A 10,876-nucleotide genomic window follows, 5' to 3' on the forward strand; every position below is an offset into this window, starting at 1 on the left:
CTAGCGCGCTCTTCCTGACCGATTGGTAAACGTGGAAATCAACCCTAAGCGCATTTGTCTTTTGCAGTGTAAAGTGTGCAAAAAGCGGTTGGGAAATGGCACGCTCAGCACACCATTTATTTGGTATTGGCTGAAATAAATATAGGGTGCCACCTTTCTAATAATAAAACGTTGCCGTGTGGGTTGGGGAGAGTGGGGCCGTGCCGTTACGAAAAAAAGAGTATCAGGTGCATGGGTTAACGGGCCAATTTTGCGATGCTAGCCGAGAGCGAATGTATCGCCGGTCTATTCTGGAAGGTGTGAGCGGAGAGTTCAGTTTGGCCGTCTGCGTGGCGGCCTGCGTGTTTGGCATGTTCGCTATAGCAGATTACTATCTGCTGGGCTTAACCAGAGAGTTCTATCTTCTCATTGCCATGCGTGTAGTGGTGGTAAGTATTTGCTTGTTAGTGGCTTTCAGTGCAAGGCGCTGGAGTAGCGCGGAGTATCGCCCTTGGCTGCATGCCTTGCCGCTTTGGGTATTGGCGACAGGCATTATTTTGATTGTGCCGCTGCGCCCTGAAAGCCTCTCGACGCAAATCACTGCAGTGGTGGTCGCCACCATGGCGTTTTATCTGCTTATTCCCAATTTGCTTACTTTCGCCACGGCTGCCAGCCTGTATTTGAATGTTGGTTTTTTAGTGGTGGCGGTGCTATTTGCGGGGCTAGCGCCTGTTCCTACGCTGTTGCTCTCGCTGCTACTGATTATGGGCAACGTGCTGGGATTCTTCGCGTTGCTGCGTTTGGAAAGCTTGCAGCGCAAGCAGTATGCATTGCTGCACGAGGAGCGGGAGCAAAACCGTCAGCTTCATCAAGAAATCGCCCATCGGCAGTCGCTGGAAGATCAGCTGCGGATGCTGGCAGAGCGGGATGCGCTCACTAACCTCAATAACCGCGGTCACTTTATCAAAGTGGCCAACAATCTACTGCACCGCGCGCAATCAGATAACGTGCCATTCAGCCTGTTTATGATCGACGTGGATCACTTCAAACACATCAACGATACCTGGGGGCATAGCCACGGGGATTGGGTACTGATCCGTATTGCTGAGGTTTGCGCCGAAGCGATGCGCCCTTCGGATGTGATCGGGCGCTTTGGAGGTGAAGAATTTGTGATGGCTCTGCCCAACACCAGCTCCGAGGATGCGCAACGCATTGCCGAACGCCTAAAGCAGCGGGTAGCGGCGCTGTCATTTACCGACGAGATGAGCGAGCTAGGCATCAGCGTTACCATTGGTGTGGCCTCCACCAATGGTGAGGGAGGCGACTTGGAAGCGTTGATTAAGCGCGCGGATGAGATGCTTTATGTGGGCAAGCGCGCTGGAAGAGACCGCGTGGTGGTATGTCGCGATGGCTTAGGGGACGGCTAACAGGTTGCTTTAACGGCCTCGCTAGGCGCTGGGCGTGGTCTAAACTTTGTGGATGACCCTTATCCTGGGAGGCTTCCCATGCGGCACCTTACCTTAATGCGCCACGCCAAAGCCAAACAGCCCCATGGCGATATGACCGACCACCAACGACCGCTGCGCAAACGAGGTGAGCGCCAGGCAGCGGCGATGGCCCATGTGCTGCAGCGCTGGCAAGCGTTGGATGGGAAGATCTTTGTGAGTACAGCGAAGCGCACACGGGAAACCTTTGACGGGATCTCATCGCAACTCCTTACCCACCACTTAGCCAGCCATGTGCTCTTTGATGACGCCCTTTACACGTTTGATAGCGAGGCGCTATTAACATGGCTCAAAGCGCTGCCGGATAAGGCCGAGCGAGTGCTGGTGATTGGGCATAACCCGGCGCTCATTGAGCTTGCGCGTTGGCTTAACGATGAAGCGCCGCATTCATTACCCACCGGCAGCGCGCTGCACTTCACACTACCCGATACCCCTTGGAAAGCCGTGGAAAAGGGCTGTGCCGTTTTGGCGGGTGGCCTGATCCCCGAAACGGCCAGTTACTCGCTTTTTCAGCGCCTTGCCCCCAATCCACCCGACCCCCAACACGATACGGTGAGCCGCATTCGCGACTTGCTGGAGCACCAGAGTCGAATGATCGGCGCTTTAAAGCCTGGCGTTATGGCGGGGATTGATTCTGAGTTCCTGCATCAGTACCGGGTTAACCTGCGCCGCAGCCGTGCAGTGGGCGAATCGGTACTCGCTATTACCAAGGTGCCCGGCCTTAAAAAGATGCTGAAGCGGCTCAAGCAGCGTGCTCAAGCCACCAGCGACCTTCGCGATCTGGACGTATTTTTAGAAGACTTGGGTAAAACACAGCCACCGCTTTCTGCAAGCACTCGCGAGGGGTTACGGCAATGGTTGCAATGCTGCCAGCGGGTGCCGCATCACACCCTGTGCCAGCAGTTAAGCACGCCGGAGTATGCTGAAGAGCTGCAGGGCTGGCAGAGTTTTATTGCTTCGGACGGGGTAGAGAAGGCGCTCTCTAAACTGTCTCCCAAGCGTATCCAGGCGGTATTGGATGAGCGCATTGCGCGTCACAATGAGGATTTAGCAGCCCTCTCGGTAGATTCCCCAGACGCCAACCTGCATGAACTTCGTAAGGGCGTGAAGCGCATCCGCTATCTTGCTGATCTTTACCCAGAGCCTCCTGAGCCGTTTCTTTCTGAATTAAAGCGCCGCCAAAGCCTGCTTGGCGACTATCAAGACCTGTGCGCCCGTCAAGCTTGGCTAGATGCGTTTAGCTCAGGCGCTGATAACACGCCTGAACAGCGCATAGAGTGTTCGCAGTGGCACGCCGCGTTAGAAACGCAGAAGCAAAAACTGCGTAAAAAGGTGCTGGCGCTGGGGCCTTTGGTTAGTCATCGATAAGCACCCAGCCAGTCTTAGGCTGAGAGTATTCAATCGTTAAAAATTCACACAATGAGGTAGATGTTTTCCCATCCTATTTGATGCAGTATGGTTCATCAAAATTAATTATTGAGGGCCATGCACATGGTTGAACATCAGGGTGAGTAATAGTCGGTGAGCAGGTCGGTTAGCAGTCGACAGCGACGTAGAACTAAACCGGATCCAGGATGCTTTGCGTTCCAGTGAGGCGGAATTTCGCACCTTGGTAGAAACCATGCCGCAAATCGTCTGGGTTACCCGCCCTGACGGGTGGCACATCGATTTTAATCAGCCCTGGATGGATTATACCGGGCTGACACTTGAAGAGAGCCTAGGATTTGGCTGGAACCCCCCCTTTCACCCAGACGATCGGCAGCGCGCTGCCGAACGGTGGCTTCAAGCGACAAGCAGTGGCGAACCCTATGAGATTGAATACCGGCTGCGTCGGTGGGATGGGGTTTATCATTGGATGCTCGGTAGAGCCTTACCCATGCGCGATGCGAAGGGCAATATCGTTAAATGGTTTGGCACATGCACGGATATTGACGACCTGAAGCGCGTCCAAGAGCGTCTAGATGAAGCCCAGCGCGTTGGTAAAATCGGTGATTGGGAATATAACCCAGTGACCGAAAAAAACCACTTGGTCACCAGTCGTATATAGCCTGTTGGGCCGAGACAGCCGTCTAGGCCCGCCCCAAACCCTGCATGAAAGTGCGCTGCTCTTCGACGCTGAAAGCGCTGATATTCTAAAAAAGATGGTGGGTTTGGGGGTTACATCAGGTCAAACGCAAAGGTTTGATCTTCGAACAAAGGCAGGTCGCGGGAAAGAAGTGTATGTACAAGTAGTCGCTGTACCCAAAAAAAATGATAGTGGTGAAGTCACCGGCTTTTTTGGCACGATTCAGGATATTTCTGAGCGAAAATATGCTGAACTGGCGCTGCATACAAGGGCACAACAACAGCTACTCGTGGCTACTCTGGGAAGGCTGGCACTATCTGCCGCCAGCCTCGATGAAGTGTATGCGGAAGCTGTATCGGTCATCGCCCAGGGCTTGAGCGTGGAGTTTAGCAACGTTCTGGTGTTGGAAGGGCCTCAAAAATCTTTGGTCTTAAAAGCTGGCATCGGTTGGAAACCAGGCTGGATGGGCCAACCAGTAGGTGATACTCAACAGCAGACGCATACATCTAGTGTCTTTGAGTCACACGAGCCCGTCATTATTCATGACTTTAGTGAAGAGCCACAATTCATCCGATCTGAACTACTTGCTTCCCATGGCATTGTAAGCAGTGTTGATGTTTTGGTGGGAGGATTGGAAAAACCGGTTGGTGTGCTGGGTGCCTACTCTACTACCATCCGACACTTCTCGGCTGATGATGCCAGTTTCTTGCAAGGAGTTGCCAATATTCTTAGCGCTGCGGCCGAGCGTCATTGGACTAACCAGCGGCTTAGCCACATGGCGCTTCATGATTCGCTGACAGACTTGCCAAATCGTTCGCTTTTAACTGATCGGCTTAACGTAGCGCTGTCATTCGCCCATCGGCACAACCAGCACATAGCGTTACTTTTTCTAGACCTCGACCTGTTCAAACATGTGAATGATGTATTTGGGCATGCAATGGGCGATCAGTTACTTAAGGAAGTGGCGAGGCGTCTATCAGGCTGCGTACGTGCAGAGGATACGGTAAGTCGGCAAGGAGGTGATGAGTTTATCGTGGCCTTAACGGGCATTCAGAACGCGCAGGCAGCCTCTGTCATTGCAGAAAAGATTCTCACCGTTATTACTACTCCTTTCATTCTGGAAGAGACTGAAATTATTCTGGGTGTCAGTATTGGAATAGCGTGTTACCCCCGCGATGGGAAGGATTCTGAAACCCTGATGCGTAATGCAGATGCAGCAATGTATGTTGCCAAGCAGCTGGGCCGTAACCGATATCAGTTCTATGCACCTGCAATGAACATGCAAGCGCTTGACCGTTTAACACTGGAGAGCGACTTGCACCGTGCCATTGAACGCAACGAACTATTTTTGATGTATCAACCACAACTGTCTCTGAGTACGGGTGATGTGCTCGGGCTAGAGGCATTGGTGCGATGGCAGAACCCTTCCCGTGGGCTTGTTTCCCCTGGCCAATTCATTCCCATCGCCGAGAACTGCGGCCTAATCGTCCCGATTGGTAACTGGGTGCTGGAAACGGCCTGCTACCAGCACGCTCGCTGGGTGGCCCAGGGTTTAACAACAGGGACTATCGCCGTGAACATTTCGGCGCATCAATTCCAGCAGACTAACTTTTGCGAACGTGTAAGCGATGTCCTTTCACGTACTGGTCTTCAGCCCAGTCTATTGGAATTGGAAGTGACTGAAGGCGTCGTCATGCAAGGTGTGGAGCAGGTTCTATATAAGCTGAATGCGCTGCGTGAATTGGGTGTTCACCTTGCCATAGATGACTTTGGAACTGGTTACTCAAGCTTAAACTATCTGAAGCAGTTTCCTCTCCATCGCTTAAAAATAGACCAATCATTCACCCAGCAGTTACTGAACGATCAGCAAAGCGTAGCGATTACCAAAGCGATCATCCAAATGGGACACAGTTTGGGGCTTGATGTACTTGCCGAGGGAATTGAAACACATGACCAGGCCGTTCATCTTCAGTCTCTGGGGTGTGATGCGGGTCAAGGATTTTTATACGCTAAGCCACTGTCGGTAGTCGACTGCGAAGGGTACCTCCGGGCTACTCCGTGATTAAGTGAATACGGCAACAGGGAATGTATGCGCGCTGAATAAGCGTTGCGGTTGCCTTTTTATTGAGCTGCTGGCGATGCTGATTAGTTGAGTTAAGCTGAAAGCAGCGGTATTGGTGCATTTCAATACTCCTGAAAAGCTAACCGAAAAGGACTGATGATGCCCAAAAAACCTCAAGGAAGGGGAAGCGGCAACAACCCTTCTGGTGCGAGTAAATCACTTAATTCGGTCTCTTGTGGCACCGAAAAACTGTTGTTGGCCGCGCTGGAGCGCGGCGGTAGCTGCCTGGAGACTGGGCGCTTTCTGATTAGCTATCGCGATGGTCGGGTGGAAGAGGGCATCAAAGCTTTAAAAGCCCAGAACTTCCGCGTGGCAGATGCTCGCGACTTCACCGACCAAGCAGTGAGCCTGGAAGACGCCGGTGACGCGGAAGCCATGGTGTTTCCAGAAATTGGCGTGGCGCTTATTGGCGGTGATGCCTTAGAGCAGCACGGCATGAGCGTGCTGGATAAGCGCGCGGCGGATAGCCCCATCGAGATTATTGAGCCGGAGTACTTTGCGTTTTCGGAAAACTCGGAGTATCTGCGCGGCTTTTTACGCGCCGCTACCACCATAGCGCGGGATTTGGGCGTCGAGCTGGATGCCGAAGAGGGGCAGTCAGAGCTTGAAGCGGCACTTCGGCCGACGTGGGGGTTAAGCCGCTGCAAGGTGCCGCAAAGCCGCTGGAGCGGTGCTGGGATCAAAGTGGCTGTGTTGGATACCGGTATGGATCTGGGGCACCCGGATTTTGCCGACAGAGAATTCGTGACCCGCTCGTTTGTAGGAGAGGCCGTGCAGGATATGAATGGACACGGCACCCACTGTATTGGCACAGCCTGTGGCCCCCAAGCCCCAGGTGATACCACGCCGCGCTACGGCATTGCCTATGAAGCGCAAATACTGGTGGGTAAGGTGCTCACCAACTCTGGCAGCAGTACCGGAGCCGGAGTGCTGGCGGGTTTGAATTGGGCGATTGCCAACCGCTGCGAAGTGATTTCGATGTCGTTAGGGAGCCAAAGTCCGGTGCAAGCCGCCTACAAACATGCCGGGGCGGCGGCGCTGCGTAACGGCTGCCTGGTGATTGCCGCAGCGGGGAATGCCGCCACACAAACGGGGGCACCGGCCAATTCACCCACGGTGATGTCGGTGGCTTCCTTAGATCCCAACTTATCGCCCTCCAACTTTTCCAATCATGGCAAAATCGAAATTGCTGCCCCTGGCCGAGATGTTTTTTCGTCATGGCCACGGCCTACGCGGCATAAATCGATTAGCGGTACCAGCATGGCCGCGCCCCACGTGGCGGGCTGTGCAGCGCTTTGGGCGCAGTCAGATGCTTCCCTACGTGGAATGAAGCTTTGGGAGCAGTTAGTAGCGTCGGCCAAACCTTTGCCACTGCCTGACACCCAAGTGGGCGTAGGGCTGGTACAAGCCCCTTAACCATCACGCCGCGCTGGGCGGTTCTTTCCAAACGCCCAGCGCACGACCTGTGGAGATACGTTCAATGGCAACGGTCGCGCTATGGTTGATCACGATTTCCAGCGATCAGCCGATTGATGACATCGCCACGCGCCTCACTGCCGAAGGGCTCACCATCCGTGAGGTGCTTAAGGAGATAGGCTGCATTACAGGCACGGCAGACGATGCCACTGCGCAGCGGCTGAAAAAGGTGAAAGGCGTGGTGGATATCGCGCCGGATATGCAAATTGACCTGGGGCCGCCGGAGGCGGATCAAACCTGGTGATAATAGCTGTCAGTTCGCTGTAAATCGCCAATGGAAAGGGGCGGCCTGAGTGTTGAGCCGCCGATACTTTCCTAGAGATATTCCAGCACATCAAAGTGGTCGCAGCCCGGTAGTTCAATCAACTCGGTCTGTACGTTAGCTGCGCGAATCGCTTTGACAAAATCAATCCCTTGCTGGCGAAAGGTGGGTGGGTCGTGTTCGGCAATGACCACTTGGCTGGGCGGCAAGTGGCCTAGCTCGGCAAACTGAGGGCTAAGTGCGTGCGCTTTGGCTGGGGTGAGGCCGAGTGGCTCGTTTATATAGGTAGTTACTAGCGGCGTTAAATCATAAACGCCGCTGACCAACAGCAGCTGTTTGATTGGTAGTTGGCTTCTTTTGGCCACCCAATAGGCTAACTGGGCACCAGCACTGTGGCCACCCAGTAGAATGGGGCCTACGCCACCATTGTCGGTAAGCGCACGATAGGCGACTGCCAATCCTTGGACGCATTGGTCAATCATCGTATCGATAGCGTTGTGCGGCGCTAGGCCGTAGCCCAGCGAGGCAAAAGCCATGCCGCGTGCCAAATAACGCTCAGCTAGGAAATCAGTGGAGGTATTATCCAGCTCCTGCCAGTAGCCACCATGGATAAACACCATGAGTGGCCTTGGGTTACTAACCTCAGGCATAAAAAGATTAAGGCAAGCCGCTGGGGCATCGCCAACCTGCAACGCAATGGGCTGATGACGTGCAATAAGATCTCGCCCAGCAGCGGCTTGGCGCGCGAGGGTGGCTTCAAAGTCACGGGCAAAGTGACTGGGAGAGTAGGCTAGATCCTGGCTTATTCTGCTCATCATGGTCTTAGGTTCTGTCTGAAAACTGGCTGCGCTCGGCCATACGGCGTTAAAAATCGGCTCAAAGTACTCATTTACAACATGTAAACTCCGTCTTTTCGCCGACTTTTCAGACAGAGCCTAGGTCACGGCGCTGCGCACGTGAAACTGTGAGTTCTGATATTCGCCGCTTTTCAACACGGCACGGAAATGATGAGCGGCCTGCCAAACATCTTCAAAGCTCAGATAAAGCGGTGCAAAGCCAAAGCGCATTAATCCCGGCTCCCGGTAGTCACCAATGACACCGCGGGCAATCAACGCCTGAACGATCGCGTAACCATGTTGGCTGTCGATCAGCGATACTTGGCTGCCGCGCTCACTGGTCGCTGGTGTCATATCTTTAATGCCGTGGGCTTCCAATCTGTCGGCTAGGCACTCGCGGAACAGCTCACTCATAGCCAGACTTTTATCGCGCAGTGCCTGCATATCTACTTCGGCCCATAGAGAAAACGAGGCTTCGAGCGCTGTGTAGGCAAGGGCGGAGTGTGTGCCAGTGCGAAAACGAGAAATATCGCCAGCAGGGGCGTAATCGGCATCAAACGCAAACGGCGAGGCGTGACCGTGCCAACCGGAAAGCGGCTGCCAGCCGCCGTCTTGCACATCTTTATGGACATAGAGAAACGCCGGAGCACCAGGGCCGCCATTCAGATACTTATAGGTGCAGCCCACCGCATAGCGTGCCCCCGCGCCGTTAAGGTCAATAGGCAGAGCACCTGCCGAGTGGGCAAGGTCCCAGATCACTTCGGCACCGTGATCGTTAATCAGCTTCGTAGTAGCGGCTATATCGCGGAGCTTGCCCGTGCGGTAGTTCACTTGGCTAAGCACCACTACTGCCACACCATCCAAGTGTGCAGCCAGATCTCCATCTTCGGGCAGAAAACTGTGCTCAGCACCGCTTACTCTGCAAAAGCCTTGAGCAATATAGCCATCGGTGGGGAAGTTGCCGCCTTAGGACAGCACTGCCTGCCGCTCCGCCGGTCGTTGCTGCCAGATATACCCCAATAACTTAAAGATATTCAAAGTGATATTGTCGGTAACGCTCACTTCGCCGTGCCTGGCGCCAATAATCGGAGCCAATAGGTTGCCCAGGCGCTCTGGTGCATCGAACCAGCCCTGGTTCCAGCCTTTGATTAACTCGTCGCGCCATTGGTCTAGGGTATTAGTGACGGCCTGCTTGGCCGCCATTGGTTGGGCGCCCAGGGAGTTACCATCCAGGTAAAGCATGCCTTCGGGCAGGGCGAAGCGCTGTTTGAAGTGGGCCAGCGGGTCTTGTTGGTCGCGCTCTCGAACGCTTGCCAGGGTTACACCGTTGAGGCTTAAGCTCATATCCATTCTCCAGACAATCGAATGCCATCACGTTCAGTTCAGGGTGGGCTAGGCGTCGCCGTTAAATAGACGTTCTGACGCTCCACAGCTCAGGGAAGAACTGTAAATCCAGCGCCTTGACCAGATAGTTGACTTCCGCCGTACCCCCGGTGCCGCGCCGGTAACCAATAATGCGCTCCACCGTTTTCATGTGGTTAAACCGCCAGCGCTGGAAATTGAATTCAATATCTACCAACTTCTCGGCAAGCTCATAGAGATCCCAGTGCTTTTGACTGTTGTGATAGATCGCGCTCCAGGCTGCTTCCACCTCGCTACTGGCGGTATAGGGAATGCTCCAATCGCGCTCGATTTTCTCTTGCGGAATAGCAAACCCCCGTCGCGCTAGCAGCTGCAGTGCAATGTCGTAAAGGCTCGGCGTGTTCAGCGCTTTCTGAAGTTTTTGATAATGCCGAGGACTAGAGCGGTGCGCTTCGATTAGTTTGGCATTCTTGTTGCCCAACAGAAATTCGATTTCGCGGTACTGATACGATTGAAATCCCGAGCTTTGGCCTAGGCTGTCCCTAAAGCTGGCGTAATCCGCCGGAGTCATGGTTACCAGCACTTCCCAGGCTTTGATTAACTGCTCCTGTATGCGGGAAACCCGGCTTAGCATCTTGAAGGCTGGGGAAAGATTGTCTTGCTGGATATACGCAGCCGCCCCGTGTGCTTCATGCAGGCAGAGCTTGATCCAAAGCTCCGAGACCTGATGAATCACGATAAAGAGCAGTTCGTCGTGCTCTTTGGATAATGGGTTCTGGCAGGCCAGGAGTGGCTCAAGGTCTAAATATTGACCGTAGCTAATGTCCTGGTCCCAGTGAATGGCTTCATGATCATCGTTGTTATTGGGGAGTTGCATAGTTAGCCTGCCTTGCTTATTGATGTTTGTACGTTCGGCTCGCTTAGATCCCAGAATATGTCAGTCGCCAGTTTAAGTCTCTGATTGAGTACGCTTTCAATCAGAATCTGCGGAGGCCAAAACGTGGTTTATCATCGCTGTAGACAGATTATATTTTGATTGGGTGGGTAGGGGCAGGCTGACTTCATAGAGTTCCGCTAAAGGAGCAGTCAATTTGATAATGGTGGTGGCGATATTGTGCTCAGCCCTGCTTTCACTCAAATTGAGGCGTTTTAATGCTAAGAGTGCCACATGCCTATGAATCGCCCCGGGTATTCTAGACACCCGTTAGGCTCTTAAAGTAACGCCTTTCATACTCAACCGGTGACAAGTTATCACTTGTGCCGTGTCGG

10 protein-coding genes are annotated in these 10,876 nt (G+C 53.6%); 6 read left to right on the forward strand and 4 right to left on the reverse strand.

Annotation, left to right across the window (positions count from 1 at the left end):
- Positions 1 to 200 precede the first annotated feature (200 nt).
- From ACIGG6_RS16820 to ACIGG6_RS16845, 6 genes are all read left to right on the forward strand, one after another.
- Positions 201 to 1,406, forward strand: coding sequence for a GGDEF domain-containing protein (locus tag ACIGG6_RS16820; RefSeq protein ID WP_399846107.1), 1,206 nt, complete (start codon positions 201 to 203; stop codon positions 1,404 to 1,406).
- A 78-nt stretch (positions 1,407 to 1,484) separates the two neighbouring features.
- Complete coding sequence (locus ACIGG6_RS16825; RefSeq protein ID WP_399846110.1) at positions 1,485 to 2,852, forward strand: CHAD domain-containing protein; 1,368 nt, start codon at positions 1,485 to 1,487, stop codon at positions 2,850 to 2,852.
- Positions 2,853 to 3,063: 211 nt separating this feature from the next.
- A complete protein-coding gene (locus ACIGG6_RS16830) occupies positions 3,064 to 3,531 on the forward strand; it encodes a PAS domain-containing protein (RefSeq protein ID WP_399846112.1) in 468 nt (155 codons plus the stop codon).
- A 4-nt stretch (positions 3,532 to 3,535) separates the two neighbouring features.
- Entirely contained in the window at positions 3,536 to 5,611 is a 2,076-nt protein-coding gene (locus tag ACIGG6_RS16835) for an EAL domain-containing protein (protein WP_399846115.1), read from the forward strand.
- A gap of 159 nt (positions 5,612 to 5,770) precedes the next feature.
- Positions 5,771 to 7,087, forward strand: coding sequence for a S8 family serine peptidase (locus tag ACIGG6_RS16840; RefSeq protein WP_399846118.1), 1,317 nt, complete (start codon positions 5,771 to 5,773; stop codon positions 7,085 to 7,087).
- Between the two features lie 64 nt (positions 7,088 to 7,151).
- Positions 7,152 to 7,391, forward strand: coding sequence for a hypothetical protein (locus ACIGG6_RS16845; protein ID WP_253503834.1), 240 nt, complete (start codon positions 7,152 to 7,154; stop codon positions 7,389 to 7,391).
- A 71-nt stretch (positions 7,392 to 7,462) separates the two neighbouring features.
- Here the strand turns inward: ACIGG6_RS16845 and ACIGG6_RS16850 are convergent, their stop codons facing one another.
- The 4 genes from ACIGG6_RS16850 to kynA all read right to left on the reverse strand — a co-directional run bounded on the left by ACIGG6_RS16850 (position 7,463) and on the right by kynA (position 10,484).
- Positions 7,463 to 8,227, reverse strand: a complete 765-nt coding sequence (locus tag ACIGG6_RS16850; protein ID WP_399846121.1) for an alpha/beta hydrolase — start codon at positions 8,225 to 8,227, stop codon at positions 7,463 to 7,465.
- Between the two features lie 117 nt (positions 8,228 to 8,344).
- Positions 8,345 to 9,100: an aminotransferase class V-fold PLP-dependent enzyme gene (locus ACIGG6_RS16855; protein WP_399846128.1), complete on the reverse strand. Its 756-nt coding sequence runs from the start codon at positions 9,098 to 9,100 to the stop codon at positions 8,345 to 8,347.
- A 111-nt stretch (positions 9,101 to 9,211) separates the two neighbouring features.
- Positions 9,212 to 9,589, reverse strand: coding sequence for a hypothetical protein (locus ACIGG6_RS16860; protein ID WP_399846124.1), 378 nt, complete (start codon positions 9,587 to 9,589; stop codon positions 9,212 to 9,214).
- 61 nt (positions 9,590 to 9,650) lie between these two features.
- Positions 9,651 to 10,484: a tryptophan 2,3-dioxygenase gene (kynA, locus tag ACIGG6_RS16865; RefSeq protein ID WP_399846126.1), complete on the reverse strand. Its 834-nt coding sequence runs from the start codon at positions 10,482 to 10,484 to the stop codon at positions 9,651 to 9,653.
- Between the last annotated feature and the right edge of the window lie 392 nt (positions 10,485 to 10,876).

The sequence above is a fragment of the Vreelandella lionensis genome (assembly GCF_044543515.1).
GTDB classification, from domain to species: Bacteria; Pseudomonadota; Gammaproteobacteria; order Pseudomonadales; family Halomonadaceae; genus Vreelandella; species Vreelandella lionensis.